Below are 26,536 nucleotides of genomic sequence, written 5' to 3' on the forward strand. Positions count from 1 at the left end.
GGATGGTTACGGGTCGCCCGGAGCCCTCGGGATGGACCTGAGGACTGCTCTTTATGGAAGGATTGCTTTGGTTGCGGCCGGGCGACGTTTTTGCGGGAAAGCCTCCAATTGTAGCCTCACCCGGGTGCCGTGTCGGACGGCCGGCCAATCCCCGCAGCCTTCAGAGGATGTTGCGCGGGCGCCGGGACATGTCCGCGAACGCGGTGGTCAGCGCGCTGAACTCGTTGGCGCCCACGGTCCCGTCGGCATTGCCGGCGGCGCCGCGGTCGAGCAGCGCCAGGAGGGACTTCGCGAACTCCCCCGAACCCTGCGGGCCCGCCGTCTGCGCGAGGCCCTGGAGGAACTCGTCGCGCGTGATGGTGCCGTCCTTGTCGGTGTCGAATCCGGCCGTGAGCTGCTCCTTCTGCGCGTCCGTCGCGCCGAAGCGCGTGAGCAGCGCCTGGAAGTCCTCCTTCGGCACGGCGCGGTTGGACGACAGCGCCTGCAGCGCACCACCCGCCGATCCGCCCGTGGCCAGCAGGCCGGCGTGCGCCTGTGCCGTGGACGCCATCACGCCCTGGCCGGCCAGGCGGGCAAGGCCACCCGCATCCTGGCTCAGCGTCACGACTGCCGAGGGGTCGGGCTGGGACGAGGTGTCGGCGCTCTTCCCTGCCGGGCCGGAGGATGCCCTGGACGACGAGGCCGCGTTGTACAGCATGGACGCGACGGACGCGAGACCGGAAATGATGGGGGACATGGCCGCAGGCTCCTCAGGAATGGCGCCCGCCGCTCCCGGCACCCTGCCCGGAGCGAAACCGCATGCGCTCCCCGGAAGGTTACGCAGCCTGCGGCGCGCCGATCCCCGGAAGAAGGCGGCAAGCGCCCGGCTTTTCGGGCAGCGCGGCACGCAGCCGCGCTCCGCATGGGCCACGTGCCGCCGCCCCCCGGGGAACACCCGGCGCGGTCAGCGGCTGGAAGCCGGCCCGGGCACCGAGCCCGGAGCCATCCCCGTCCCGGCGGCCTGAGCGGCCGCCCGGCGGGAGCCGGGGCGCAGCAGGCTGTAGGCCGCTCCCAGCAGCACGAACCAGAGCGGGGTCGCGATGAGCGCCTTGCGCGTGTCCGATTCCAGCGCCAGCAACCCCAGGATGAACACGAAGAACGCCAGGCAGGCCGCGCACATCGCCGCGCCGCCGGGCATCTTGTAGATGGACACGGCGTGCCGTTCAGGATGGTTGCGCCGGTAGGCGATATAGGACAGCAGGATCAGCGACCAGGTGAACATGAACAGGATGGCCGACACCGTGGTGACCAGGGTGAACGCTTCCACGAGGTCGGGAATCACCCACATCAGCAGGGCCCCGGCCAGCAGGCAGGTGCACGAGAACAGCAGGCCGCGCGAAGGGACGCTCTGCTTCGACAGGTGGCGGAAGGCCCGGGGCGCATCCTCTTTGAGCGCCAGTCCGTAGAGCATGCGGCTGGTGGAGAACACGCCGCTGTTGGCCGACGAGGCGGCCGAGGTCAGCACGACGAAGTTGATGACGCCTGCGGCGGCCGGCAGCCCGGCGAGCACGAACAGTTCCACGAACGGGCTCTTGCCGGGCACGACCTCGCGCCATGGCGTGACCGCCATGATGGCGACGAGCGCCAGCACGTAGAAGACGATGATGCGCACGGGAATGGAGTTAATGGCACGCGGCAGGCTGCGCTCCGGATCCTGCGCCTCCGCCGCGGTGGTGCCGACCAGTTCGATGCCCGAGAAGGCGAACACCGCGATCTGGAAGCCCGCGAAGAAGCCCATCAGCCCGTGCGGGAACATGCCGCCGTCGTTCCAGAGATTGCCCAGGCTGGCCTGGTGCCCCGCCGGGGCGACGAAGCCCGTGACCACCATGTACAGGCCGGTGGCCACCAGCGCCACGATGGCGACGATCTTGACCATGGCGAACCAGAACTCGATCTCGCCGAAGAGCTTGACGGTGAGGAGGTTGAGCGACAGCAGCAGGCCGACGCAGGCCAGGGCCGGCGCCCACTGCGGAATGTGCGGAAACCAGAACTGGGTGTATGCCGATATCGCGATCACGTCGGCGATGCCCGTGACGATCCAGCAGAACCAGTAGGTCCAGCCGGTGAAGAATCCTGCCCAGGGCCCGAGCAGGTCGGCGGAAAAATCGATGAAGGACTTGTAGCGCAGGTCGGAGAGCAGCAGTTCGCCCATGGCGCGCATCACGAAGAACAGCACGAAGCCGATCACCATGTACACGAACACGATGGACGGACCCGCGAGGCTGATGGTCTTGCCGGACCCCATGAACAGCCCGGTGCCGATCGCGCCGCCGATGGCGATGAGCTGGATGTGCCGGTTGGTGAGATTGCGCTGCAGATGGTCGTGCCCCGCGGGGTCGTGCCCTGGGGGCGTGGCCTGAGGTGTCATTCAGGGAACTCCAATGGAAGAGACTGGGGAAACCGGCCCGCGTGCATCGCCGCTCGAGGCGTACGAGGCAGGACAAGGGCCGGAAAGAAGCCGCCTGAAAATGCGGGCGGCGTGCGGTTCCGCTGGTCGGAAAGCGCGGATCTTAGACGCAACTGGTGCCGCTTTTGGCGGCACCCCGGTCCGCGGCACCCGGCAGCTCATGCAGTGGCTGGCAGGGCGGCCGCGGGAACGGGGGCGGCTTCCGGCACGGCACGCGGCTCGGCGGGCTTCCATTGCACCGCCGCGAAAAGCGACTCCATCCAGGCCTGGGTCTGCGGCGGTGCCGCCGTGGCGACGATGCCTGCCAGCGGCAGCGCATCGGTCCGGTAGGTAACCCTTCCGGGCAGTGGCGCACCTGCCGGGAGCTCGCTCCAGCCGACCACCGCCTCGCTGCGCCGGAACACGGCGATGCCCTCCAGCCCAGGATGGGTGGCGCAGCCCAGGTGGTGCCCGGGCACGGCGAACCAGCCGTGCCAGCACCGCCCCGGATCGGCCGAACCTGCCTCCCGGCCCAGGGGAGGAGCTTCGTTCTCCCCGGCCTCACCCAGCAGCCGGTGCAGCTCCACCGACGGCAGGTGGATGCCCGTGGCCCGCTCGAACGTGGCGATGCCGTGGGGCACATCGACGGGATGGTCGATCTCCAGGAAAACCAGGTCGCCGCCCTGCTCGATCGCCTCCAGGTGGAAGCAGCCGTCGCGCATGCCGAGCCCTTCTAGGGCACGGGCGACCCAATGGCGCATGCGCTCGTCAAGCGGGATGTGGATGGAGCCCAGCGGCGCTCCGCGGGCATAGTCCAGGCAGGTATTGAGGTAGCGGCTGGCGGCGAGCGCGAAGACCGTGCCGCCCGCGACCACGCCATCGAAGTGCAGGACGGGCCCCTCCACGTACTCCTCCACCTCGAAGTCGCCGCAGACGTCCACGGCCTGCAGGGCGTCCAGCCGGGGAATGCCGGAGCAGAAACCCAGCACGGCGGCACGGGCCTCCGCGGCGGTTGCGAAGACGGCCACGTCCTCGCTGGCCGCACCGCTGTGGGGCTTGAGAACGGTCCGCCCCTGCCAGGGCGGGCCGTCCCTGCGGGCGAGGAATGCGGGAAGGGAGGCGAAGCGCGGCACCCGCAGCCCAGCGGCGGCGACGGCCTGTTTCATCCAGAGCTTGTTGCGCAGGGCCGCGACCTTCTCGGACCGGTCGCCCGGCAGGCCCAGCCATTCGCGCAGGCGGGCGGCCTCGAGGCGCTCGCCCTCGGACAGGGCGATGACCCGGTCGAACGCCACGCAAGGATGGGCCGCCATCCAGGAGCGCGCCTCTTCGCACGCCCCGGCGGCGCCAGGGCGCGCGACCTTGCTGCAGCGCAACCCTTCGGGCACGGTTGCCAGCGCCTCGGCAGGGCCGAAATAGGTCACGTCGTGCCGGGAGTGGTCGATCCCGCGGTGGTACTCCACGTGCGGATAGGGAATGGAATGGAAGATGAGAATGTTCATGGGACCGCGATCTCGACAGCCATGGCATGCGGGCGGCGCCTCCGGCCGGGAGATGGCACCTGGCAGCGCATGCACGTCTCACACCGACCTGCACGGCGCATGGCCCAGGCGCCGCTGCGGCACGGCACGCGGCATGCTGGCGCCGACGCACGCAGCAGGCTCCTTCAGGAGTGCACCGCCCCATCAGGCGCAACGCTTCCCCTGCCCCACCCTCGAAATCTTCTGGACTGCAATGCAGGGATGATTGCACGCCTCCGTGGGCAGACCTTGATCTGACAGGTCATGCACGCCATTAATGTTTCTTTGAATTGAAACACCCCGTATCACGGTGGCACCAGCCTGGCAGCCTCCTGCTGGCCGACTTCCTTGAGGAAATCCCACACGGCCTGGGTGCGCGCCTGGTATTTCGCTTCGGCCGGCATGCTCATCCAGAACGTGCGGGTAAAGCGTGCCTCGTCGGGCAGCACGCGTTCCAGCAGCGGGTCGCTGCCGGCCAGGAAAGCCGGCAACACCCCCAGCCCCGCACCGGCACGTACCGCCTCGTATTGCGCCGCGACGCTGGTGCTGCGGAACGCGAAGCGCTCGGGCGGCACGAGCTGGTCGAGAAACTGCAGCTCCTTGGTGAACAGCAGGTCGTCCACATAACTGACGAACGCGTGGTGGCGCAGGTCCTCGCGCCGGGCAATGGGCGGCCTGCGGGCCAGGTATTCCTTCTGGCCATACAGGCGCAGGGTGTAGTCCGCCAGTTTGGAGACGATCACGGCGCCGCGCGTGGGCCGCTCCAGTGAAATGACGATGTCCGCCTCCCGGCGGGACAGGTGCAGCATGCGGGGCAAGGCCAGCAGGTCCACGCTGAGGTGGGGATACTGCAGCGTGAGCCGCGCGAGGTGCGGAGCGAGCACCTGCGTGCCGAAGCCCTCCGTGGCGCCCACGCGCACGAGGCCTGCCGGGCCGATGCCGGTGGGCCGCACCCGCTCGACGCCGAGCACGGCCGTTTCCATCGCCTCGACGGCCGGAAGCAGGTGCCGGCCTGCTTCGGTGAGGCGATGGCCGCCGGCCTCGCGGGCGAACAGGGATTCGCCCATCTGTTTCTCCAGGGCCTGGATGCGGCGCGCGACGGTGGTGTGTTCCACGCCGGTGCGGCGCGCCGCGGCGGCCAGCGTGCCGGTACGGGCCAGTTCCAGGAAATAGCGCAGGTTCTCCCAATCCATAAGGCGTTCGCGTGGTGTTCGATGCGGGGATTGTGTTGTGCAATTTCGCAAAGCACCCGTGCGATTTTTCTCTATTGATCTTGCAATTTCGCACGGATAGCATGTGTCGGCGCGCTGGTCCGGCGCCGGCGCACCCATTCCACCCCAGACAGCAACCATCTTGAATGACTAGCTCAAAGACGCTCAGCAAAGTCATCGCGCCAGGGCGACCTGGTGCGAGCGATCGCGTTCAGGATGACCAGCAGCTTGTGCATGCAGGCCACGAGGGCGACCTTCTTGGCTTTGCCCGCGGCCAGCAGCTTGGCGTAGAACACCTTGAGGACGGGGTTGAAGCGCGTGCCGACCAAGGCTGCGACGTAGAGCACGCGCCGCACGTCGGCGCGGCCACCGAAGATGTGGCGCTGGCCCCTGAGCGTGCCCGAGTCGCGGTTCATGGGCGCCAGACCGACCAGGGCCGTGATCTGCTTGCGATTGAGCTGGCCGAGTTCGGGAAGTTGCGCCAGCAGCGTGCAGGCGGTCGTCGGCCCCACGCCCTTGACCGAGGTCAGCAGTTTGGCCAGGTCGGCGTGGTGAGTCTGGACATGCGCCTTGAGCTCGTCATCGACATCGTGCAATTGCGCCGCGATGGCATCCATGATCGCCAGGATGCTGGGCTTGGCCTTGCGGTGGGCCACGCCCAGGCGCTGGCGCTCGGACACCAGCATGGTCAGCAGTTGCCTGCGGCGCACCACCAGGGCCGTGAGCTCGCGGCGCTCGTCGTCGGCCAGGGCACGAGGCTGGTGGCCTTGCGCATCGAGCATCGAGGCAAAGCTGCGCAGAGCTTGCGCGTCGATGCGGTCGGTCTTGGCCAGCTTGCCCACGCAGCGCGCGAAGTCGCGTGCCTGGCGAGGGTTGACCACCGACACGCGCAAGCCCGCGCCCGCCAAGGCCAGCGCGAGGTCTTGCTCATAGCCGCCGGTGGCCTCCATCAGGATGAGCCTGGGCGCCAGCGGTGCGAGCCATTGGCACAGCTGGGCATGGCCGGCTTCGTCGTTGGCCAGATTGAGCGTCTGCAGTTCGCCCGTGACAGCCACTTCGAAGCTGTTCTTGGCGATATCGATGCCCACGTAGACGAGTTCACTCATAGCGGTTCTCCAACTCCCAGCCTTACGAATACGAAATGTGTTCGGTCAACCATTCGGGATGCGGCAGAACAAAGGGACCACCACCGTGCGCCCTGGGCTGTCATTCGAGCTCGCGCTCGCAGGAGACACAGGCTGCGCGGCGGTGAGTCAACCCGTTCAGTGGCCAAGGCCGGCCGGCCTGCCTTGACGACTGAAGTTTGAACCAACTGAGACATATAAGGAGACAAGCGCATGAATGCCCCCCAATCCACGGCCGTCCTGGCGCCGACGGTCAAGCTGTTGATCGGCGGCCAGTTCGTCGAATCGAAGACCACCCAGTGGCGCAATGTGGTGAACCCCGCCACGCAGGAAGTGCTGGCGCGCGTGCCTTTCGCCACGCCGGAGGAGATCGACGCCGCCGTGGCCTCCGGCAAGGAAGCCTTCAAGACCTGGAAGAAGACCGCCATCGGCGCCCGGGCGCGCATTTTCCTGAAATACCAGCAGCTCATCCGCGAGAACATGGCCGAGCTGGCCACGCTGCTGACGGCCGAGCAGGGCAAGACCCTGCCCGACGCCGACGGCGACGTGTTCCGCGGGCTGGAGGTGGTGGAGCACGCCAGCGCCATCGGCAACCTGCAACTGGGCGAACTGGCCAACAACGTGGCCGGCGGTGTCGATACCTACACGCTGATGCAGCCGCTGGGCGTGTGCGCGGGCATAACCCCGTTCAACTTCCCGGCCATGATTCCGCTCTGGATGTTCCCCATGGCCATCGCCACCGGCAACACCTTCGTGCTCAAGCCCAGCGAGCAGGACCCGATGGTGACCATGCGCCTGTGCGAACTGGCGCTGGAGGCCGGCGTCCCGCCCGGCGTGCTGAACGTGGTGCACGGCGGCGAGGATGCCGTGAACGCCATCTGCGACCATCCGGACATCAAGGCCATCAGCTTCGTGGGCTCCACCAAGGTGGGCGCCCATGTGTACAACCGTGCCAGCCTGAATGGCAAGCGCGTGCAATGCATGATGGGCGCGAAGAACCACGCCATCGTCATGCCCGATGCCAACAAGGAGCAGACGCTCAACGCCCTGGCGGGTGCGGCCTTCGGCGCCGCGGGCCAGCGCTGCATGGCGCTGTCGGTGGTGGTGCTGGTGGGCGAAGCGCAGCAGTGGATTCCCGACCTGGTCGCCAAGGCCAGGACGCTCAAGGTGAATGCCGGCACCGAGAAAGGCACGGACGTGGGACCGCTGGTCTCCTGCGCCGCCAGGGACCGCGTGGAGAGCCTGATCGAGCGCGGCATCGCCGATGGCGCGACGCTGGAGCTGGACGGCCGCAAGCCCCAGGTGGCGGGGTTCGAGAAGGGCAACTTCGTCGGGCCGACCATCTTCAGCGGCGTGAAGCCCGGCATGGCCATCTACGACCAGGAGGTCTTCGGCCCCGTGCTGTGCCTGGCGGCAGCGAAGGACATCGACGAGGCGATCGGGTTCATCAACGCCAACCCGAACGGCAACGGCACGGCCATCTTCACGCAGTCGGGCGCGGCGGCCCGGAAGTTCCAGGAAGAGATCGACGTGGGCCAGGTGGGCATCAACGTACCGATCCCCGTGCCGGTGCCGCTGTTCTCGTTCTCGGGCTCGCGCGCCTCCAAGCTGGGCGACCTGGGGCCGTATGGCAAGCAGGTGGTGCTGTTCTACACGCAGACCAAGACGGTAACCGCGCGGTGGTTCGACGACAGCACGATCGGCCATGGGGTGAACACCACTATAAGCTTGAAGTGACATCCCTGATGAAGTGACATCCCCCTGAGGCGCTGCGCGCCTTCCCCCTTCTCTCGCGCTGGCGCGCGGGAAGGGGGACGCAGCCAGCGCGGCGGGGCGGCCCTTGCGCGGCTGCCGCTGGCCTGGGCCGCGCCGGTATCTGGCGCAGTGGTACAAGCGAAGGATGGAAATTCTCAAAATCTGGCAACGACCGGCCGGGATATTCGGAGCCGCAGGCGCCCTCGCCCTGTGGATGTGCAGTGCCGGCGCGCATGCCCAGGCTGGCGCGGCCTGCGATCCCAAAGGCACCGTGGCGGAGACGAATGCCTGTGCGGTGCAGGCCTGGCAGCAGGCGGACACGGCCATCGCGATCCTGTACGGCGACGTGATGCGGGCGCTGTCGGCGCACGAGCGGCCGCAGCTGCGGCAGGAGCAGGCCGCATGGCAGCGCGAGCGCGTCACGCGGTGCAAGCAGGCGACGCGGGCGACCGAAGCGCTGCCCGAGGGGCCGCGCCTCTACCACGAGTGCCTGGCGGCGGAAACCGAAGCGCGGCGCCGGGGCCTGATGCGCTGGCTGACGCTGGAGCATCCATCCGCGAAACCCTAGCGAGCGCGATGCATCCGCAGCGCCCCCAGGGCGACGACAGAGACAGAACAACGAGCAGGACGAGACACGCACCATGGATTTCGAGCTGACCGAAGAGCAACGCGCCTTCGCCGATACCGCCCGCGAATTCGCGCGGGCCGAACTGGCGCCCCATGCCGCGCAATGGGACGCGGAAGGCATCTTCCCGCGCGAGGCGATCGCGAAGGCGGGCGCGCTGGGCTTCTGCGGCCTCTACGCGCCCGAGAACGCCGGCGGCCTCGCCCTGCCCCGGCTGGACGCCACGCTGGTGTTCGAGGAGATGGCGGCCGTCGATCCGTCGACCACCGCCTTCATCACCATCCACAACATGGCGACCTGGATGCTGGGCACCTGGGCCACCGATGCGGTGCGGGACCACTGGGGCCCGCTGCTCACGAGCGGCGAGAAGCTCGCCAGCTACTGCCTGACCGAGCCGGGTGCGGGATCGGACGCGGCCTCGCTCAAGACGCGCGCCGAGCGGTCGGGCGACGCATACGTCATCAACGGCTCCAAGGCCTTCATCAGCGGCGCCGGCAGCACCGACGTGCTGGTACTCATGGCCCGCACGGGCGCGCCCGATTCCGGCGCGGGAGGCATCAGCGCCTTCGCCGTGCCGGCGGATGCGGCAGGCATCCACTATGGCAAGAAGGAAGAGAAGATGGGCTGGAACAGCCAGCCCACGCGCACCATCAGTTTCGACAACGTGCACGTCCCGGCCAACCATCTGCTCGGGGCCGAGGGCGAGGGCTTCAAGATCGCCATGAAGGGCCTGGACGGGGGCCGCATCAACATCGCCACCTGCTCGGTGGGCGCGGCACAGGGCGCGCTGAACGCGGCGCAGCAGTACATGCAGGACCGCAGGCAGTTCGGCAAGGCCATCGCCAGCTTCCAGGCGCTGCAGTTCAAGCTGGCCGACATGGCGACCGAACTGGTCGCTGCGCGGCAGATGGTGCGGCTGGCCGCCAGCAAACTCGATGCCGGTGCGCGCGACGCCTCCACCTATTGCGCCATGGCCAAGCGCTTCGCCACCGATGCGGGCTTCGACGTGGTGAACGAGGCGCTGCAGTTGCACGGCGGCTACGGCTACATCCGCGAATACCCGCTGGAGCGCCTGCTGCGCGATGCGCGCGTGCACCAGATCCTGGAAGGCACGAACGAGATCATGCGCGTCATCATCGCCCGGCGCATGCTGGACGGCGATGCGCCGGACGCGATCCGCTGAGCCCTGCCGCACCACCGGCTGAAGCGCCTTCAGATGCCTGCCCGCCCCCTTTCCGACGAGACACTGCACCTCATCGACGCCGTGCGCGATGCGCTCGCGCAGCGGTGCGGCGCCTCGGCGATGGAAGAACGCACGCTGTTCGGCTGCCGGGCCTTCTTCGTGGACGGCAAGCTCTGCATCGGCGTGAAAGGCGCGGAACTGCTGGTGCGCCTGCCGCCGGAGCGCCACGGCGAATTCCAGGAAATGCAGAACACGCGCGAGCTCTCTCCCGGCGGCGGCATGCAGGGCTACTTCTGGGTCGAGCCGCACGGCTACGCCCGTGCCGCGCAGTGGGCCTTCTGGCTGGATGAAGCCCTCGCCTACAACCCGCGCGCCAAGGCGAGCCCGAAGCGCCGCAAGGCTGCCACGACTGTGGCCACGGCCCAGAAAGCACCGCCGGCCAAGGCAGCCCGGCGGCGCCACAGCATTTTCGAGGCCGATGACTAACACACCGATTCACCAACCCCAAGGAGACAACACATGAAAATCGCATTCATCGGCCTGGGCAACATGGGCGGCCCCATGGCCCTGAACCTGCACAAGGCCGGCCATGACGTCGGCGCGTTCGATCTGTCCCGGCCCGCCTGCGACAGGCTGGCGGCCGACGGGGTGCGCATCGCCACCGATGCCGGCGCCTGCGTGGCGGGTGCCGAGGTGGTCATCAGCATGCTGCCGGCCAGCCCGCATGTGGAAGCGCTTTTCCTGGGCAACGGCCAGCAGCCCGGCCTGCTGCCCCAACTGGCCGCCGGCACGCTGGTGATCGACTGCTCGACCATCGCGGCAGCCACATCGCGCAAGGTGGCCGAGGCTGCGCGGGGGCGCGGCATCGCCTTCATCGACGCGCCCGTCTCGGGCGGCACGGGCGGTGCCGTCGCGGGCACGCTGACCTTCATGGTGGGCGGCGATGCAGCCGATCTGGAGCGCGCCCGCCCGGTGCTGGAGAAAATGGGCGCGAACATATTCCACGCAGGTGGGGTGGGCGCGGGCCAGACTGCCAAGATCTGCAACAACATGCTGCTGGGCATCCTGATGGCAGGCACGAGCGAGGCCCTCGCACTGGGCGTCGCCAACGGCCTGGATCCAGCGGTGCTCAGCGAGATCATGCGCCGCAGCTCGGGCGGCAACTGGGCCCTGGAAAAATACAACCCCTGGCCCGGTGTCATGCCCCAGGCCCCGGCGAGCAAGGACTACGCAGGAGGCTTCGGCACCGACCTGATGCTCAAGGACCTGGGGCTCGCGCAGGAGAACGCCACCGCCGTGAAAGCGTCCACGCCCCTCGGAGGACTTGCGCGCAGTCTTTATGCGGCGCATAGCCTGGCGGGCCACGGCGGGCTGGATTTCTCCAGTATCCTGCGGCTCGTCCGCAAACCCGGCGCCTGAGCCCATTCGGGATCGCTCGCCTGCCGCTGCCAGGGCCCGACCGGGCTCCCCGGGCGGTTGTCCTACGCGGCACGCGGAAATCGCGCCGCATGCTGCCGGGTGCCGCGGCCCTGCATCGCAGGGCCTTCGTCCTTCTACACAAACCGCCGACCATGATCCTGCACCTGTCCCGCCCGACCCACTCCACTCCCCGCCCCCTGCGCCTGGCCACCGCGCTGGCGGCCGCGGGTGCCACGCTCGCCCTCGCGGGCTGCGGCGCCCAGGGCACCAAGACCCAGGGCACGCCCGCCCCCCACGCCGTGGAAGCCGCCAGCAGCGCCACGAAGATGCCGGTCCCCGGCCCGGAGCGCGCCACGGCCTCGGCCCGCCTGATGACCGCGGACGGCCAGCCCGCCGGCACGGCTGTCCTGACCGAAACACCCAGCGGCGTGGAAATCGCCGCGCAGGTCCAGGGGCTTTCCGCCGGCCTGCACGGTTTCCATATCCATGCCAATGGCCAGTGCGCTCCCGGGCCGGACGCCGCCACCGGCAAGACCATCCCCTTCGGCGCAGCGGGCGGGCACTTCGACCCCGGCATGTCCCACCAGCACGGCCAGCCCGGAGCGCCCATCGACAAGGCCCATGCCGGCGAATTGCCCAACATCACCGTCGGCGCGGATGGACGCGGCACGCTGCGCTACCTGAATGCCAATGTCACGCTCACCCCGGGCAAGGCATCCATCATGGGCCGCGCCCTCGTGGTGCACGAGAAGGAGGACGATTACAAGAGCAATCCGGCCGGCAACTCCGGCGGCCGCGTACTGTGCGGCGTGATCGAGCCTGCGCAGCCCAGCAGCGTGGTCGGCCAGGCACCGGCGCCGCGCAACTGATCCGCATGCGCGGCCTGCCCCCTCCTCCGAACCCCGCGGCCCCCGCCCTTCCGCCCCCCGCACCCTCCAGCCCCGCCGCCGTCCGCGCTTCGGCACCGGTCTGGGCGGTCGTGGCCGGCTGCGCGCTATGGGCGGGCATCCCGCCGCAGGCCATGGCCCAGGCAGCCGGCCCCGACCCCGCGCTTCCGGCCATCGAGGTGTCCGGCGGCCAGGCGGCAGCGCAGCGCCGCTTCGACGCCGCCGCGAGCCATACGGCCATCGCCCTGGACCCCTTCACGGCCGCCACGCCGCTCGTGAACCTGTCCGAACTGCTCGCCGGCCAGCCCGGTGTGGCGGTGTCCGAACGCCAGAACTACGCGCAGGATCTCCAGATCGCGGTGCGCGGCTTCGGGTCGCGCTCCACCTTCGGCGTGCGGGGCGTGCGCATCCTCGTCGATGGCATTCCGGCCACGATGCCGGACGGCCAGGGCCAGGCCGCCACGGCACAGCTGCCGTCCGCGTCGCAGGTGGAAGTGCTGCGCGGTCCGCTCGCCCAGCAGTACGGCAATGCGGCGGGAGGCGTGCTGCAGGTCACCACGCGCGATCCGCGGGAAGGCGGCGGTGCTTCTGCCTCGGTGGCCGCGGGATCCTACGGCCAGCGCATGGCCGAGGCATCGTTCGACGCGGGCGACCGCACCCTGGGCGGGCTGGTGGACATCTCCCGCTTCGAGACCGACGGCTGGCGGGAGCACGGCGCCGCACGCCGCACGCACCTGAACGCCAAGGTGGTGGCACGGCCTTCCAGCGACACCCGCGTCACGGTGCTGGTGAACCTGTTCGACCAGCCGCTGGCGCAGGACCCGCTCGGCCTGACGCGCGAGCAGTGGCGGGCGGATCCCCGCCAGGCCCCGGCGGTGGCGTACAGCTTCGACACCCGCAAGACCGTGCGGCAGAACCAGCTCGGCCTGGTGGTGGAGCACGCGCTGAGCGCCACGGACAGCGTGCGCGCAAGGCTTTATGGCGGCACCCGCAGCCTGTTCCAGACCCTGTCCTTCTCCGGATCGGCCGCCAACAGCGCCGGCGGCGTCGTGGACCTGGACCGCGACTACTACGGCCTCGGGGCCGCATGGACGCACAGCGACCGTACCGCCGCCGGCCTGCCCTGGTCCTGGACGGTGGGACTGGACGCAGACCGGCTCTCGGAACATCGCCAGGGCTTCGTCAACGATGCGGGCGTGCCCGGCGCGCTGCGGCGCGACGAGCAGGACCGCGCGGGCAACACCGACCTGTTCGCCCAGGTGGATGCCTGGATCGCCCCCACCGTGCGCGCGATCGCGGGATTGCGCGCGACGCGGGTCCGGCTGGCCGTGGATGACCGCTTTCCCGCCAGCGCCGCCAACCCCGACGACAGCGGCGAGCGCACCTGGCACCGCACCAGCCCGGCCGTCGGCCTGGTCTGGGCCGCGTCGGAGCACCTGAACCTGTATGCCAATGCCGGCGGAGGCATCGAGACGCCCACGCTGGCCGAGATGGCCTACAGCCGCACCAACGGCGGGCCGAACTACGGGCTGGAAGCCGCGCGCAACCGCCAGTTCGAGGTGGGCGCCAAGTGGCAGGACGGGGTACACCGCCTGGAGGCCGCCTGGTTCGATGCCCGCACGCGCGGTGAGATCGTTCCCGCGGCGACGGTCAATGGCCGCACGGTGTACCAGAATGCCGACCGCGTGCGCCGCCGCGGCATGGAGCTGGGCTGGAGCGCGCGCATGGGCGCCTTCGTCCCGCGGGCCACCTACACCTACCTGGACGCCTTCTTCGCCAGTCCCTACACCGGCGCGGGCGGCGTGGCAGTGCCTTCGGGCAACCGCCTGCCGGGAACGGCGCGCCACACGGCCCGCCTGTCGCTGGATTACGCGCCCGACGCACGATGGACGCTGGGCGGCGCGGTGGACTTCTCCTCCCGGGTGCAGGCCAACGACGCCAACACCGAGGCGGCCCCCGGCTATGCCGTCGCCGGACTGCAGGCGGGCTATGGATGGAAGACCGGAGGCACCGTGCGCTGGCAGGCCTGGGCGCGGCTGGACAACCTGTTCGACCGCCGCTACGCAGGATCGCTGATCGTCAACGATGGCAACGGACGCTTCTTCGAGCCCGCGGCCGGCCGGCGCATCATGGTGGGACTGCGCGCGCAGCTGCTTTGAACGGGTGGGGCCGCCCCCACGGCTGGCGCCCCCCTGCCCCGTGCCCTGGTCTCAATCGACCTTCACGTTCGCGGCCTTGATGACCTGGGCCCATTTCTCGACCTCGGCCTTCTGGAAGGCCGCGATCTGGGCGGTGGTCAGGTCCGCCGGCTCCATGCCGAAACCCTTGAGCTTGGCCTGCATGTCGGGCTGGGCGAGGATCTTGCGGATCTCGTCGTGCAGGCGGTTGACGATGGGCGCGGGCGTTCCCGTGGGCACGAAGATCGCCTGCCAGGACACCACCTCGAAGTCCTTCAGGCTGGCCACGCCCGATTCGGCCACCGTGGGCACCTCGGGCATGGATGCCAGGCGCTTTGCCGAGGTGACGGCGATCGCCCGCAGCTTGCCACTCTGGATGTGCGGTGCCGCGACCACGGTGGTGTCGAACATCATGTCCACCTGGCCGCCGATCACGTCCTGGATCGCCGGCCCGCTGCCCTTGTAGGGCACATGGGTGAACTTCACGCCCGACTTGTAGGCCAGCAGTTCCAGGGCCAGGTGCTGCGAGGTGCCCGTGCCGGCCGAGGCCGAAGAGAGCCCGCCGGGCTTGGCTTTCGCCGCCGCGAGCACGTCCTGCAGCGTCTTGTAGGGGCTGCCGGCGGCCACCACCAGCACCACCGGGTTGGTGCCGATCAGCGTCACGGGCGCGAAGGATTTGACCGGGTCGTAGCCCAGCTTCGGATAGAGGCTCACGTTGATCGCATGCGAGCTGATGGTGCCTCCCAGGAGCGTGTAGCCGTCCGGGGCCGCCCGCGCCGCGATCTCGGAGCCCACGCTGCCGCCCGCCCCGCCCTTGTTGTCCACCACCACCGTGGTGCCCAGGGCCGTGCCCAGTTGCTGGCTGATCAGCCGGCCCAGCGTGTCGGTCGTGCCGCCCGCGGCGAACGGCACCAGGTAGGTGATGGTCTTGCCCGTGGGCCAGGGCGCCTGGGCGAAAGCCGGCACGGTGCCCAGGGCGGTGCCTGCACCGAGGGCCAGGGCATGGAAGGTGAAGGTTCTGCGCTGCATGCTGTTTGTCTCCTTGTTGTGAAAAGATTCCGGGCCGCGGCGTCTCAGGCCGCGCCGCGTGCCTCGACGTAAAGCGCGTAGATCGAATGGCTGGCGGCCATGAAGAGGCGGTTGCGCTTGGCGCCGCCGAACGCGAGGTTCGCGCAGCGTTCGGGCAGGTGGATGTGTCCGATCGGCTGGCCCTGCGGGTTGAACACCATCACCCCGTCCAGGTCGGCGGCGTTGGCCCCCGCCGAACCGTCGCTGCCCCAGCCGCACCAGAGGTGGCCGTCCTCGTCGCACTTGATGCCGTCCAGCGCGCCGCCTCCCGCCGCCTTGATGTGTACGCGCCGGTTGGCAAGCCGGCCGCCTGCCGCGACATCGAACGCCCACACCACGCGGTGCGGCTGCGCACGCGACTCGACGATGTAGAGCCGTTGCCCGTCCGGCGAAAAGCACAGGCCGTTGGGGCCGGCGAGGTCGTCCAGCACCATCTCGGTCCTGCCGCTCTGCGGATCGATGCGGTAGACCGAATGCGGCAATTCCGGGGTCGCCTTGTCCCCTTCCCAGTGGCCCGAGATACCGAAAGGCGGGTCGGTGAACCAGACGGAGCCATCGCTCCTGCAGACGATGTCGTTCGGCGAGTTGAAGCGCTTTCCGCCGTAGCCATCCGACAGCACCGTGATGCTGCCGTCGTACTCGGTGCGCGTGATGCGGCGCGTCAGGTGTTCGCAGGCCAGCAGCCGGCCCTGGCGGTCGCGCGCGAGGCCGTTGGAGAAGTTGGAGGGCTGGCGGAAGACACCCAGTTGCCCCGTGGCCTCGTCCCAGCGCACGATGCGGTTGTTGGGAATGTCCGAGACCAGCAGGTAGCGTCCGTCGCCGAACCAGACGGGGCCCTCGGCCCAGCGCAGACCGGTCGCGACCTGCTCCACGGTGCTGCTGAAGAGACGGTACTTGGCAAAGGAAGGATCCAACACCTGCACGGCCGGATCGGGGTACCGCTGGTTGGGCTTGAAATCGAAGGCCTGCGCGCCCGCAGCGCCAGGCCAGGCGGCCGCGCCGCCGGCTGCCAGCATTCCTCCGAGAAAGGCCCGGCGGCTGCCGCCGGAGTAAGTGGGTGGATGCCGTGGCGTCATGTTTCTCTCTCCCTGTTCGTGATGATGGAAAGCGCCACGTGCGCAGTCAGGTCACGGGCGCGGGATTGAACAGTACCAGCGCGTTGGCGAGCTTCCAGTGTTCGGCCCAGGTCTTCCTGCGGCCGCTCGCCACATCCAGCATCAGGCGGAACATCTCCCAGCCCATCTCCTCGATGGTGGCCTCGCCGTCGGCGATGCGCCCGGCGTTCACGTCCATCAGGTCGTGCCAGCGCCGCGCCAGGTCGCTGCGCGTGGCCACCTTGATGACCGGCACTTCGGCCAGGCCATAGGGCGTGCCCCGGCCGGTGGTGAAGACGTGCAGGTTCATGCCCGCGGCCAGCTGCAGCGTGCCGCAGATGAAGTCGCTGGCAGGCGTGGCCGCATAGAGCAGCCCTTTATGCCGCGCCTTCTCGCCAGGTGCCACCACGCCGCTGATGGGCGCGCTGCCGCTCTTGACGATGGAGCCCATCGCCTTCTCGACGATGTTGGACAGCCCCCCCTTCTTGTTGCCCGGCGTGGTGTTGGCGCTGCGGTCCACGCGGCCCTGGCTCAGGTAGGCGTCGTACCAGGCCATCTCGCGGATCATGGCTTCGGCCACCTCGGGCGATGCCGCGCGGGAGGTGAGCTGGTCGATGCCGTCGCGCACCTCGGTCACCTCGCTGAACATCACCGTGGCCCCGGCGCGCACCAGCAGGTCGGTGCAGAAGCCCACGGCCGGGTTGGCGGTGACGCCGCTGAAGGCGTCGCTGCCACCGCACTGCACGCCCACCACCAGTTCGCTGGCGGGCACGGTTTCGCGGCGGCGGCGGTTCAGGCGTTCCAGATGGACTTCTGCCTGGCGCATCACCGAATCGACCATGGACATGAAGCCCACGTGGGCCTCGTCCTGCAGGCAGACCACGTCGAGCGGGGCTTCCTGCAGCGTGCGTTCGTCCACCAGCGGTATGGCGCCGGGCGGCAGCAGGCGCTCGGGCTGCAGCTTCTCGCAGCCCAGGCTGACCACCATCACCTCGCCGCCGAAATTCGGGTTGAGGCTGATGTTGCGCAGCGTGCGGATGGGGATCACCGCATCGGGCGCATCGATGGCCACGCCGCAACCGTAGGTATGGGCCAGCGCCACCACGCCATCGACGTTCGGGTACTTCGGCATCAGTTCCGCCTTGATCCGCTGCACGGCGAATTCGGTCACGCCGGCCACGCATTGCACGGTCTCGGTGATGGCCAGGATGTTGCGCGTACCCACCGAGCCATCCGCGTTGCGGTAGCCCTCGAAGGTGTAGCCCTCCAGCGGCGGCAGGGCCGGCGGCTTCACCGTGGCGATGGGCAGGCCTTCGAGCGAGCGCGCGTCGGGCATGTGCAGCAGCTTCTCGTGCACCCAGCTGCCGGCCGCGATCGGCCGGATGGCATAGCCGATGGGCACGTTGTAGCGGCGCACGACACCGCCTTCGGGAATGTCCGCGAGCGCCACCTTGTGGGCCTGCGGCACGTGCTCGTGCAGCGTGATGCCCGAGGGCAGCGGCGTGCCGGCGGGCAGGCCGCCGTCGTTGGCCACGATGGCGACGTTGTCGGCCTCGTGCATGCGGATGGTCAGGGGCGTCGCCATGCTGTGTCCGTCCTTTAGCGCACGACCATGAACATGCCGGGCAGCCAGGTCGAGAACGACGGCACGAAGGTGACCAGCGCCAGCGCGAAGATCAGCGCACCATAGAACGGCCAGATCGTGCGCATCACCGTGCCCACCGACACCCCGCCGATCGCGCAGCCCACGAACTGGGTCGTGCCCACGGGCGGCGTATTCAGGCCCAGCGCGCAGTTGATCAGCATCACGATGCCGAACTGCACCGAACTCATGCCGTAGTGCTGCGCGATCGGCAGGAAGATGGGCGTGCACAGCAGGATGGTCGCCGCCATGTCCAGGAAGGTGCCCAGCACGAACAGGATGATGTTGATCAGCAGGAAGATCACCCAGGGCGTGCTGGTCACCTGCGACAGCATCTCGCCCGTCAGCTCCGCCACGCCGTAGAGGCTGATGAGGTAGCCGAAGGTGCTGGAAATGCCGATCAGCAGCAGGATCACGCCCGTGGTGCGCACGGCCTTGGAGGCGGCCTTGATGAAGTGCTCCCGCGTCAAAGTGCGGTAGAGGAAGATGGTGAGCGCCAGCGCGTAGAGCACCGCCACCGCCGCCGACTCCGTCGCCGTGAATATGCCCGAGAGAATGCCCCCGAGGATCAGCACGACGATGAAGAGGCCCGGCAACGCCGCGGCGAACGAGCGGGCCACGATGTGCCAGCCCGGGAACGTGCCCTTCGGGTAGCCGCGCTTCACGGCCACGAGGTACGCCGCCGCAAGGTTGCTGATCGTGAGCACCAGGGCCGGGATCAGCGCCGCCAGGATCAGCGCCGCGATCGACACCTTGCCGCCTGCGGCGAGCGAGTAGATGATGAGGTTGTGGCTCGTGGGCATCAGCGCGCCCACCAGCGCCGCGTGCGTCGTCACGTTCACGGCGTAGTCGGCGTGGTAGCCCTCTTTCTTCATCATCGGGATCATCACCGCGCCCATCGCGGACACGTCGGCCACCGGCGAGCCCGAGACGCCGCCGAACAGCGTGCAGGCCACCACGTTGGACATGCCCAGGCCGCCGCGCACGTGGCCCACCAGGGCCCGCGCGAAATTGACGATGCGGTCGGCGATGCCGCCATACAGCATGAGCTCGCCCGCGAAGATGAAGAACGGGATCGCCAGGAACGAGAAAATCCCCATGCCGGAGGTCATCTGCTGGAAGCCCACTTCCAGCGGCAGGCCTTCGTAGGCCAGCGTGGCCAGGGCCGACAGGCCGATGGAGAACGCCACCGGCACGCCCAGCAGCAGGAACAGCGTGAACGTCACGCACAGGATCAGGAGTGGCACGGTCATGGATCAGCCCCAGGCAGGTTCGACTTCGCGGCCCTGGGCCAGCGCGATGATGTGCTCAATGGAGAACAGCACGATGAGCACGCCGGCAATGCTGGCCGGAACGTATTTCCAGCCTTCGGAGATGAAGAGCGTGGGCAGGCGGTATTCCCACACCGATTGGGCGAGCGATGCGCAGTTCCAGGCCATGGCGGCGCCGAACACCAGGATGAGCACGTGGATCAGGTACTCCATCTTCAGGCGCAGCCAGTCGGGCGCCAGCACCAGGAAGGATTCGAGCCCGATGTGCCCGGCATCCCGCACGCCCACGGCCACGCCGAACATGGTCACGTAGAGCACCAGCAGCAGGGCCAGGCTTTCCGCCCAGGTGGGCGTGTTGTTGAGGACATAGCGGCCGAACACCTGCCAGCTCACGGCGCAGATCACCGCCACGAGCCCGAGGATGCCCAGCCACATGCAGGCACGCGCGAGCGTGCGGCAAATTTGGGTGTACATGTTGATGAGGGATGAAAAAATCCCCGGGCTTCCGTGGGGACGGCCCGGGGATGGTGGGATCACTGCGTGTCCTGCACGCGCTTGACGAGGTCCTTCAGCTTCGCGTCGGTGATGAACTTGTCATAGACGGGCTTCATCGCGGCCTGGAACGGGGCCTTGTCGATCTCGATGATCTCCGCGCCGCCGGCCTTCACGGTGGCGAGCGACTTCACCTCGCGCTCGGCCCACTGCTTGCGCATGTAGGGCACGGACTCCTTCGCGGCCTGGCGGATCCAGCCCTGCTCCTGCGGAGAGAGGCGGTCCCAGGCGCGCTTGGAAAAGAGCAGCATTTCCGGGGCCATGGAATGCTCGGTCTTGGTGTAGTACTTGGCCACCTCGAAGGAGCGCGAGCTTTCGTACGTGGGATAGTTGTTCTCGGCGGCGTCGATCAGGCCGGTCTTGAGGCCCGTGTACACCTCGCCCATCGGCATCGGCGTGGCGTTGGCGCCCATGGCCTCCAGCATGGACACCCACAGGTCCGACTGCTGCACGCGCACCTTCATGCCCTTCATGTCCTCGAACTTGCGCACCGGCTTCTTGGCCGTGAACATGGAGCGCGCGCCGCTGTCGTAATAGGCCAGGCCCACGAAGCCCTGGCGCTCGCAGGCCTTGAGGATCTCCTCGCCCACCGGGCCGTCCAGCACCTTGTGCAGGTGATCCACCGAGCGGAACAGGAAGGGCATGGTCGGCACCACGGTCTCGGGGCAGATGTTGTTCATCGCACCGATGTTGATGCGCACCATCTGCAGGGCGCCGATCTTCGCCTGCTCGATGGCGTCCTTCTCGTTGCCCAGGGCACCGCTGCTGTACACCTTGATGGAATGCTTGCCGCCCGACAGCGCCTTGAGGCGCTCTCCCATGAACTTCACCGCGGTCACGGTGGGGTAGTCGTCGGGATGGATGTCGGCGGAGCGGAACTCCGTCGCCTGCGCCGTGAAAGCCGTCAGGCAGGCCGCTACGGCGGCCAGAGTGGTCTTGATGAACTTCATGCTTGCTACCTCTTGGAGTTGTCTGTCAGCTGAAAAAAGGGGTCACTCCGCCGCGGGATCGAACTCGGGCTCCGGCAGGCCCTGCGTGCCCGGATGCAGCGCGAACACGCCGCCGGCCAGTGGCTGGTCCGCCAGGTCCACCTCCGCGCCGGGCCGGATCGAGGTGACGAAGAGCGTGTCCAGCCGCGGGCCGCCGAACGCGCACATCGCCGGCTTTTTGACCGGCACCGCCAGAGAGCGGTCCAGCCGGCCGTCCGGGGTAAAGCGGTGCACCAGACCGGCATCGTTGCCGCAGATCCAGTAGCCGCCATCCACGTCGATCGCCGCGCCGTCCGGGCGCCCCGGCAGCGGCGCCATGTCCACGAACAGGCGGCGGCCATGCGGGGTTCCCGTGGCGGTGTCGTAATCGAACGCCCAGATCTTTTGAACCTGCGGATGCGAATCCGACAGGTACATCGTCCGCCCGTCCGGACTGAAGGCGATGCCGTTGGGCACGATCAGCGGGCCGAGGCCGAGGTCCGTGGCGCTGCCTGCAGCCAGTTCCCTGCCGCCGAAGCGGAAAACGGCACCCACCGGAGAGGCGGCCGCCATGTCCATCAGCATGGTGCCCGCGACGAAACGCCCCTGCCGGTCGCAGCGGCCATCGTTGAAGCGCATTCCGGGCGACGCATGCGCCACGCCGGCCAGGCGCTCGGCCGCCAGCGCACCGCCGGCCTGCGGAAGGTCCAGTGCGAACAGCCCGGTCTCCAGGCCGGCGATCCAGCGGCCCGGCCGGCCGGCCCAGGCGGCCATGCAGGCCACCATCTCCGGCGACGTCCACTGCGCCCTGGTTCCCGTGCGCGCCGACCAGCGATGCAGCACGGCGCGGGGAATGTCGGTCCAGTACAGCGATTCCTCCGCCGTGCGCCATACCGGGCTCTCGCCCGTGGCGCAGCGCGCGTCCAGCACCAGTTCGGCCCGGTTCGAAGGCGTGGCCTGCATGCCGCTCATCCCTCGAACGGCCCCTGGGCCGTGAAAGCGCCACCCTGGTAGACAGCCACGGGATCATCCGCAGCGGGAGCCGGCTGCGCCTCCACCTTCGCGCGAAACGGCTCGGAACTGTCCTTGGGCACATATCCGAGGTGGGACGCCGCATGGTTGTCCCACCACAGGTCGCGATTGGCCGAAGCCCCGTACACCACCGTGTGGCCCACGTCCGGCGTGAACAGCGCCTTCTGCACCAGCTGCGTCAGGTCGTCGTAGCTCAGCCAGGTGCTCATCATGCGCCGGTCGCGGGGCTCGGGAAACGACGACCCGATGCGCAGGCTCACCGTCTCGATGCCATACCGGTCGTAATAGAAACTCGCCATGTCCTCCCCGAACGACTTCGAGAGGCCGTAGTAGCCATCGGGCCGGCGGCGCGACAGGGCATCGATGCGCTCGTCCTGCCGGTAGAAGCCGATCACGTGGTTGGAGCTGGCGAACACCACCCGCTTCACCCCGTGGCGGCGGGCTCCTTCGTAGATATGGAAGACGCCCTTGATGTTGGCTTCGAGGATCTGTTCGAAGGGCCGCTCCACCGATACCCCACCCAGGTGCACGATGGCGTCGCAGCCGGCCACGAGCGCATCCACGGCCGCCTTGTCGGCCAGGTCGCAGACGACCACCTCTTCGCAGCCGTCCCGCGCAGGCTCCATCTCCGCGATGTCGGAGAGCCGCACGGTCTCCGCGAAAGGCCGCACGCGCTCTCGCAAAACGTGCCCCAGGCCACCGGCAGCACCGGTCAGCAGCAGTCGTTGGAATCGGGAAGACTGGCTCATGGCGTTTTCTTTACAGGTATTTGTCATATGTTGTCGTACAACGCGACGGGATTATGATCATGGCCATGGCCGCCTCGACAAAGGGATTACCCTCATCCACCGCCCCCGCCGACCGGCCCGCGCCGGTCGCCCCGCCCGTGCGCCGTGTACGGGGCCTGGCCCATGCGGTGGTGGAGGATTTCTCGGGCAGGATCCGCGACCGGATCCTGGTGCCGGGCGACAAGCTGCCGACGGAGTCCGAGATCATGCGCGCCCATGATGTCAGCCGTACGGTGGTGCGCGAGGCCATCTCCCGGCTGCAGGCCGCCGGCCTCGTGGAGACCCGCCACGGGATCGGGACCTTCGTGCTCCAGCCCCGGGCGGGCGGCGTCTTCCGCCTCGATCCTTCCGAGCTCAGCACCTCGGCCGACGTGCTCGCCGTGCTGGAGCTGCGCATCAGCCTGGAAACCGAATCCGCGGGCCTGGCCGCCATGCGGCGCAGCGAGGCGCACCTGCAGGCCATGGCCCAGGCCCTGGACGATTTCGAGCGCAACGTCCGCAGCGGGGGAGACACCGTGGCGCACGATTTCCGCTTCCACCTGCAGATCGCGGAAGCCACGGGCAACCCGTATTTCGCGGACATCATGAACCACCTCGGCACCACGCTGATACCGCGCACCCGCATCGCGGCCCTGCGCGTGCAGCGCAGCACCGAGTACCTGGACCGGGTGAACCGCGAGCACGAGGAAATCTACTCCGCCATCGCGCGGCAGGACCCCGACTCCGCGCGCGCAGCCATGCGCATCCACCTCACCAACAGCCGTGAACGCCTGCGCCTCGCGCAGGAAGCGGCCAAGAGCCAGGCCGACACCGGGCCCGTTGCGCCACCTTCCATGTGACGAAACGCCCAAGGGTGGCGCCCCCTTGTTTTCCTTTCGAATCAAGTTGTATGATGACGTACAACAAAACAAGGAGACAGAGACCATGCCCCTTTCCCGCCGCACCCTGCTGCACGCCACCGCCCTGGCCCTCGCCTGCTCGTCCGCCGCTGCGCAGACGGCTGCGCCCTGGCCCGCCAAGCCGCTGCGCATCGTCGTTCCCTACCCGCCAGGCGGCAGCTCGGACATCATCGCCCGCGCCATCAGCCAGCCCCTCTCGGAAGCCCTGAAGCAGCCGGTCGTGGTGGAAAACAAGCCGGGTGCCAACGGCAACCTGGGCGCGGACTTCGTCGCCAAGGCCGCGCCGGACGGCTACACGATGCTGCTGTGCGACGTGGGCGCACTGGCGATCAGCCCTTCGGTCTATACCAAGCTGCCCTTCGATCCTTCCAGGGACCTGCGCGGCACGACGATGCTCGCCTACTCTCCCCACATGCTGGTGGTGCACCCTTCCGTGCCGGCCCGGAACCTGAAGGAGCTGATCGCGCTGTCGCGCACGAGCGACCTGAACTTCGCCGTCACGGCCACGGGCAGCGCGCCGCACCTGGCCGGCGTGGCCCTCGCGGCAGCCAGCGGCGCGCGCTGGCAGTACGTGCCCTACAAGGGCGGCGTGACGGCCATCCAGGACACCATGGCCGGCCAGACCCAGGTCCTCATGAACGGCATGCTCGCCACCCTGCCCCACGTGCAGAGCGGCAAATTGAAAGTGCTCGGGCTTTCCAAGGGCACACGCATGCCCCTGCTGCCCGACGTGCCCACCATCGCCGAGCAGGGTGTCCCGGGCTTCGAGTCAGGCACCTGGCAGGGGGTGCTGGTGCCCCGCGGCACGCCCGAGGCGGTCGTCCAGCGCATCAATGCCGCACTCATTTCCGTCATCCGCACCCCCGACATCCGCTCGCGCCTGACCGGCCAGGGCGCCGAAGTGGTCACGATGGCGCCCGCCGAGCAGGACCGTTTCTTCGAGAAGGAACGGGCACGCTGGGCCAGCGTCGTGTCCGCGGCGCAGATCCGGCTGGACTGACGGTCGCTGCCTGCTGGAATTTCCCGATCCCCGCCACCCCACCCGCTTTCCGAACCACCTTCCGGGCTTTCGCCATGCAACCTCAAGAACTCAAGACCATCATGGGCTCCGGCCTGCTGTCCTTCCCGCTGACGGATTTCGACAGCGAAGGCAACTTCAATGCCCGCGGCTACGCCGAGCGCCTCGAATGGCTCGCTCCCTACGGTGCCAGCGCGCTCTTCGCGGCCGGCGGCACGGGCGAGTTCTTCTCGCTCACCGCCGACGAGTACCCCGCCATCATCGAGACCGCCGTACAGACCTGCCGCGGCAAGGTGCCGATCATCGCGGGTGCCGGCGGCCCCACGCGCTTCGCCATCCAGTGCGCCCAGGCCGCCGAGAAGGCCGGCGCCCACGGCATCCTGCTGCTGCCGCACTACCTCACCGAGGCCGGCCAGGAAGGCCTGGCAGCGCACGTCGAGGCCGTCTGCAAGAGCGTCAAATTCGGCGTGATCGTGTACAACCGCGGCCAGAGCCGCTTCACGCCCGAGACGCTCGCACGCCTGGCCGAGCGCAACGCCAACCTCGTGGGCTTCAAGGACGGCGTGGGCGACATCGAGCTGATGAACTCCATCTACATGAAGATGGGTGACCGCTTCGCCTACCTGGGCGGCCTGCCCACGGCCGAGGTGTATGCGGCGGCCTACAAGGCCCTGGGCACGCCCGTGTATTCCTCGGCGGTGTTCAACTTCATCCCGAAGACCGCCATGGACTTCTACCACGCGGTGGCGAACGACGACCAGGCCACGCAGCACCGCCTGCTGCGCAGCTTCTTCATGCCCTACCTGGAACTGCGCAACCGCATGCCGGGCTACGCGGTGAGCATCGTGAAGGCTGGAGCGAAGATCGTCGGCCACGATGCGGGCCCGGTTCGCGCGCCGCTCACCGACCTCAAGGCCGACGAGATGGCCGCCCTCAAGGCACTCATCGACCAGCTCGGGCCGCAGTAACCCGGACTGCCATGGCCGGGCAGCGGGCAGGCCGCCCGCTTCCGGCCGGAGGCCCCGCCCGGGGCCCCTCGACCCGCCGCGTGTCGCACGAGGCTGCCGCGGGAGCCGCCAACACGGCAGCTGCCCCTGCAAGCCGCTCTAAACTGCGCGCATGCCCTGCCACGCGCGTTCCCGCCAGACACCGCCCACCGCCTGCCGCATCTGGCTGGTGCTGGCCTGCGCGCTTCCGGCGGCGGGCATCGCCCAGACGCGCGACGTCACCGGCGAACTGGCCATCAGCAGCGACCTGGTCGAGCGGGGGATTGTCGTGGGCCGTCCCCGCCCCATCGTCCAGGGCCTGCTCAGCCTCTACGACGCCCGCGGCTGGTCCGTCACCACCGCGCTGGGCATGCAGACCTATGGGTCGCAATCCACGCGGGCCATCGTGCGGGGCGCCTACGACGGCGTGATCGACAACGACTGGCAATACCAGGCGTCGCTGCAGTATTACGCCTACCCCGGAGATGCGTTCTTCCGGCTGTACGACCGCGCAGAGGGCACGCTGAGCGCCAGCTTCCGCGATGTCTTCACCGTCGGCCTGTCCGCCTTCCACTACGTCCATACCCGCGACGAGATCTCTCCCATGCGCTGGGCACTCGATGCCGGCGCGCGCTGGCCCCTGACGCTGCGGCTGTCCCTGGTCGGCTCGCTCGGGGTCTCGGCCGTGCGCCCCCGCGGCCAGTACCTGTACGGCGGCGTGGGGGCCGCCTGGGCCACCGGCCCCTGGCGTGCCGAACTGAATTACCTCGCCTCGGACCGTTGGGCGCAGCGCCACATCCTGGGGGCCACCCCGGGCCGCTGGGCCGTGACCGTCATCCGCAGCTTCTGATACCGGCCTGCAACCTTTCCGCCGCGCAGACGCACCCACCGCAGC

The 26,536-nt window shown here is 68.8% G+C and carries 24 protein-coding genes; 11 read left to right on the forward strand and 13 right to left on the reverse strand.

Annotated features, from left to right (window positions below; genetic code table 11):
* Positions 1–160: 160 nt before the first annotated feature.
* The 5 genes from ACAV_RS12835 to ACAV_RS12855 all read right to left on the reverse strand — a co-directional run bounded on the left by ACAV_RS12835 (position 161) and on the right by ACAV_RS12855 (position 6,259).
* Positions 161–736 carry an EF-hand domain-containing protein gene (locus tag ACAV_RS12835; RefSeq protein WP_013595006.1) on the reverse strand — a complete coding sequence of 192 codons (576 nt, stop codon included), beginning with the start codon at positions 734–736 and terminating at the stop codon, positions 161–163.
* Positions 737–943: 207 nt separating this feature from the next.
* On the reverse strand, positions 944–2,407 hold the full coding sequence (gene cycA, locus ACAV_RS12840; RefSeq protein WP_013595007.1) for a D-serine/D-alanine/glycine transporter: 1,464 nt from the start codon (positions 2,405–2,407) through the stop codon (positions 944–946).
* A 197-nt stretch (positions 2,408–2,604) separates the two neighbouring features.
* Positions 2,605–3,924, reverse strand: coding sequence for an ATP-grasp domain-containing protein (locus ACAV_RS12845; protein ID WP_013595008.1), 1,320 nt, complete (start codon positions 3,922–3,924; stop codon positions 2,605–2,607).
* A gap of 323 nt (positions 3,925–4,247) precedes the next feature.
* Positions 4,248–5,135 carry a LysR family transcriptional regulator gene (locus ACAV_RS12850; RefSeq protein ID WP_013595009.1) on the reverse strand — a complete coding sequence of 296 codons (888 nt, stop codon included), beginning with the start codon at positions 5,133–5,135 and terminating at the stop codon, positions 4,248–4,250.
* Between the two features lie 173 nt (positions 5,136–5,308).
* Positions 5,309–6,259 (reverse strand): IS110 family transposase, encoded by a 951-nt coding sequence (locus ACAV_RS12855; protein ID WP_013595010.1) that lies wholly within the window; start codon positions 6,257–6,259, stop codon positions 5,309–5,311.
* A 231-nt stretch (positions 6,260–6,490) separates the two neighbouring features.
* Between ACAV_RS12855 and ACAV_RS12860 the strand changes: the two genes are divergently transcribed.
* From ACAV_RS12860 to ACAV_RS12890, 7 genes are all read left to right on the forward strand, one after another.
* Positions 6,491–8,014, forward strand: a complete 1,524-nt coding sequence (locus tag ACAV_RS12860; protein WP_013595011.1) for a CoA-acylating methylmalonate-semialdehyde dehydrogenase — start codon at positions 6,491–6,493, stop codon at positions 8,012–8,014.
* Between the two features lie 163 nt (positions 8,015–8,177).
* Complete coding sequence (locus ACAV_RS12865; protein WP_013595012.1) at positions 8,178–8,600, forward strand: lysozyme inhibitor LprI family protein; 423 nt, start codon at positions 8,178–8,180, stop codon at positions 8,598–8,600.
* Positions 8,601–8,673: 73 nt separating this feature from the next.
* Positions 8,674–9,840: an acyl-CoA dehydrogenase family protein gene (locus ACAV_RS12870; RefSeq protein WP_013595013.1), complete on the forward strand. Its 1,167-nt coding sequence runs from the start codon at positions 8,674–8,676 to the stop codon at positions 9,838–9,840.
* Between the two features lie 33 nt (positions 9,841–9,873).
* Positions 9,874–10,326 (forward strand): TfoX/Sxy family protein, encoded by a 453-nt coding sequence (locus ACAV_RS12875; RefSeq protein WP_013595014.1) that lies wholly within the window; start codon positions 9,874–9,876, stop codon positions 10,324–10,326.
* Positions 10,327–10,359: 33 nt separating this feature from the next.
* Complete coding sequence (gene mmsB, locus ACAV_RS12880) at positions 10,360–11,259, forward strand: 3-hydroxyisobutyrate dehydrogenase (protein ID WP_013595015.1); 900 nt, start codon at positions 10,360–10,362, stop codon at positions 11,257–11,259.
* Positions 11,260–11,411: 152 nt separating this feature from the next.
* A complete protein-coding gene (locus ACAV_RS12885; protein ID WP_013595016.1) occupies positions 11,412–12,128 on the forward strand; it encodes a superoxide dismutase family protein in 717 nt (238 codons plus the stop codon).
* A gap of 5 nt (positions 12,129–12,133) precedes the next feature.
* Positions 12,134–14,305, forward strand: a complete 2,172-nt coding sequence (locus ACAV_RS12890; RefSeq protein ID WP_013595017.1) for a TonB-dependent receptor family protein — start codon at positions 12,134–12,136, stop codon at positions 14,303–14,305.
* A 51-nt stretch (positions 14,306–14,356) separates the two neighbouring features.
* Here the strand turns inward: ACAV_RS12890 and ACAV_RS12895 are convergent, their stop codons facing one another.
* The 8 genes from ACAV_RS12895 to ACAV_RS12930 are packed head-to-tail and all read right to left on the reverse strand — an operon-like array spanning position 14,357 to position 22,699.
* Complete coding sequence (locus ACAV_RS12895) at positions 14,357–15,352, reverse strand: Bug family tripartite tricarboxylate transporter substrate binding protein (protein ID WP_013595018.1); 996 nt, start codon at positions 15,350–15,352, stop codon at positions 14,357–14,359.
* Positions 15,353–15,396: 44 nt separating this feature from the next.
* Positions 15,397–16,467 (reverse strand): SMP-30/gluconolactonase/LRE family protein, encoded by a 1,071-nt coding sequence (locus ACAV_RS12900; RefSeq protein ID WP_013595019.1) that lies wholly within the window; start codon positions 16,465–16,467, stop codon positions 15,397–15,399.
* Between the two features lie 46 nt (positions 16,468–16,513).
* A complete protein-coding gene (garD, locus tag ACAV_RS12905) occupies positions 16,514–18,070 on the reverse strand; it encodes a galactarate dehydratase (protein ID WP_013595020.1) in 1,557 nt (518 codons plus the stop codon).
* Between the two features lie 14 nt (positions 18,071–18,084).
* Positions 18,085–19,380 (reverse strand): TRAP transporter large permease, encoded by a 1,296-nt coding sequence (locus tag ACAV_RS12910; protein ID WP_013595021.1) that lies wholly within the window; start codon positions 19,378–19,380, stop codon positions 18,085–18,087.
* A 3-nt stretch (positions 19,381–19,383) separates the two neighbouring features.
* Entirely contained in the window at positions 19,384–19,872 is a 489-nt protein-coding gene (locus tag ACAV_RS12915) for a TRAP transporter small permease (RefSeq protein WP_013595022.1), read from the reverse strand.
* 59 nt (positions 19,873–19,931) lie between these two features.
* Positions 19,932–20,900, reverse strand: coding sequence for a TRAP transporter substrate-binding protein (locus ACAV_RS12920; protein WP_013595023.1), 969 nt, complete (start codon positions 20,898–20,900; stop codon positions 19,932–19,934).
* Positions 20,901–20,942: 42 nt separating this feature from the next.
* Entirely contained in the window at positions 20,943–21,881 is a 939-nt protein-coding gene (locus ACAV_RS12925) for an SMP-30/gluconolactonase/LRE family protein (protein ID WP_013595024.1), read from the reverse strand.
* Positions 21,882–21,886: 5 nt separating this feature from the next.
* Positions 21,887–22,699 carry an NAD-dependent epimerase/dehydratase family protein gene (locus ACAV_RS12930; protein WP_013595025.1) on the reverse strand — a complete coding sequence of 271 codons (813 nt, stop codon included), beginning with the start codon at positions 22,697–22,699 and terminating at the stop codon, positions 21,887–21,889.
* A 65-nt stretch (positions 22,700–22,764) separates the two neighbouring features.
* Between ACAV_RS12930 and ACAV_RS12935 the strand changes: the two genes are divergently transcribed.
* The 4 genes from ACAV_RS12935 (at position 22,765) to ACAV_RS12950 (ending at position 26,491) form a co-directional block, all read left to right on the forward strand.
* On the forward strand, positions 22,765–23,577 hold the full coding sequence (locus tag ACAV_RS12935; protein WP_041829206.1) for a FadR/GntR family transcriptional regulator: 813 nt from the start codon (positions 22,765–22,767) through the stop codon (positions 23,575–23,577).
* Positions 23,578–23,662: 85 nt separating this feature from the next.
* Positions 23,663–24,637, forward strand: a complete 975-nt coding sequence (locus ACAV_RS12940; protein WP_013595027.1) for a Bug family tripartite tricarboxylate transporter substrate binding protein — start codon at positions 23,663–23,665, stop codon at positions 24,635–24,637.
* 74 nt (positions 24,638–24,711) lie between these two features.
* Positions 24,712–25,623 carry a 5-dehydro-4-deoxyglucarate dehydratase gene (gene kdgD / locus ACAV_RS12945; protein ID WP_013595028.1) on the forward strand — a complete coding sequence of 304 codons (912 nt, stop codon included), beginning with the start codon at positions 24,712–24,714 and terminating at the stop codon, positions 25,621–25,623.
* 151 nt (positions 25,624–25,774) lie between these two features.
* The gene (locus ACAV_RS12950; RefSeq protein ID WP_013595029.1) at positions 25,775–26,491 is read left to right on the forward strand and encodes a TorF family putative porin; all 717 of its coding nucleotides are present in this window, start codon (positions 25,775–25,777) and stop codon (positions 26,489–26,491) included.
* Positions 26,492–26,536 lie beyond the last annotated feature (45 nt).

Origin of the sequence: Paracidovorax avenae ATCC 19860 (genome assembly GCF_000176855.2) — a bacterium.
GTDB lineage: Bacteria > Pseudomonadota > Gammaproteobacteria > Burkholderiales > Burkholderiaceae_C > Paracidovorax > Paracidovorax avenae.

Coding starts and splice junctions, on each gene's coding strand:
- ACAV_RS12835 (WP_013595006.1), bottom strand. CDS start 736: ATGTCCCCCATCATTTCCGGTCTCGCGTCCGTCGCGTCCATGCTGTAC.
- cycA (WP_013595007.1), bottom strand. CDS start 2,407: ATGACACCTCAGGCCACGCCCCCAGGGCACGACCCCGCGGGGCACGAC.
- ACAV_RS12845 (WP_013595008.1), bottom strand. CDS start 3,924: ATGAACATTCTCATCTTCCATTCCATTCCCTATCCGCACGTGGAGTAC.
- ACAV_RS12850 (WP_013595009.1), bottom strand. CDS start 5,135: ATGGATTGGGAGAACCTGCGCTATTTCCTGGAACTGGCCCGTACCGGC.
- ACAV_RS12855 (WP_013595010.1), bottom strand. CDS start 6,259: ATGAGTGAACTCGTCTACGTGGGCATCGATATCGCCAAGAACAGCTTC.
- ACAV_RS12860 (WP_013595011.1), top strand. CDS start 6,491: ATGAATGCCCCCCAATCCACGGCCGTCCTGGCGCCGACGGTCAAGCTG.
- ACAV_RS12865 (WP_013595012.1), top strand. CDS start 8,178: ATGGAAATTCTCAAAATCTGGCAACGACCGGCCGGGATATTCGGAGCC.
- ACAV_RS12870 (WP_013595013.1), top strand. CDS start 8,674: ATGGATTTCGAGCTGACCGAAGAGCAACGCGCCTTCGCCGATACCGCC.
- ACAV_RS12875 (WP_013595014.1), top strand. CDS start 9,874: ATGCCTGCCCGCCCCCTTTCCGACGAGACACTGCACCTCATCGACGCC.
- mmsB (WP_013595015.1), top strand. CDS start 10,360: ATGAAAATCGCATTCATCGGCCTGGGCAACATGGGCGGCCCCATGGCC.
- ACAV_RS12885 (WP_013595016.1), top strand. CDS start 11,412: ATGATCCTGCACCTGTCCCGCCCGACCCACTCCACTCCCCGCCCCCTG.
- ACAV_RS12890 (WP_013595017.1), top strand. CDS start 12,134: ATGCGCGGCCTGCCCCCTCCTCCGAACCCCGCGGCCCCCGCCCTTCCG.
- ACAV_RS12895 (WP_013595018.1), bottom strand. CDS start 15,352: ATGCAGCGCAGAACCTTCACCTTCCATGCCCTGGCCCTCGGTGCAGGC.
- ACAV_RS12900 (WP_013595019.1), bottom strand. CDS start 16,467: ATGACGCCACGGCATCCACCCACTTACTCCGGCGGCAGCCGCCGGGCC.
- garD (WP_013595020.1), bottom strand. CDS start 18,070: ATGGCGACGCCCCTGACCATCCGCATGCACGAGGCCGACAACGTCGCC.
- ACAV_RS12910 (WP_013595021.1), bottom strand. CDS start 19,380: ATGACCGTGCCACTCCTGATCCTGTGCGTGACGTTCACGCTGTTCCTG.
- ACAV_RS12915 (WP_013595022.1), bottom strand. CDS start 19,872: ATGTACACCCAAATTTGCCGCACGCTCGCGCGTGCCTGCATGTGGCTG.
- ACAV_RS12920 (WP_013595023.1), bottom strand. CDS start 20,900: ATGAAGTTCATCAAGACCACTCTGGCCGCCGTAGCGGCCTGCCTGACG.
- ACAV_RS12925 (WP_013595024.1), bottom strand. CDS start 21,881: ATGCAGGCCACGCCTTCGAACCGGGCCGAACTGGTGCTGGACGCGCGC.
- ACAV_RS12930 (WP_013595025.1), bottom strand. CDS start 22,699: ATGAGCCAGTCTTCCCGATTCCAACGACTGCTGCTGACCGGTGCTGCC.
- ACAV_RS12935 (WP_041829206.1), top strand. CDS start 22,765: ATGGCCGCCTCGACAAAGGGATTACCCTCATCCACCGCCCCCGCCGAC.
- ACAV_RS12940 (WP_013595027.1), top strand. CDS start 23,663: ATGCCCCTTTCCCGCCGCACCCTGCTGCACGCCACCGCCCTGGCCCTC.
- kdgD (WP_013595028.1), top strand. CDS start 24,712: ATGCAACCTCAAGAACTCAAGACCATCATGGGCTCCGGCCTGCTGTCC.
- ACAV_RS12950 (WP_013595029.1), top strand. CDS start 25,775: ATGCCCTGCCACGCGCGTTCCCGCCAGACACCGCCCACCGCCTGCCGC.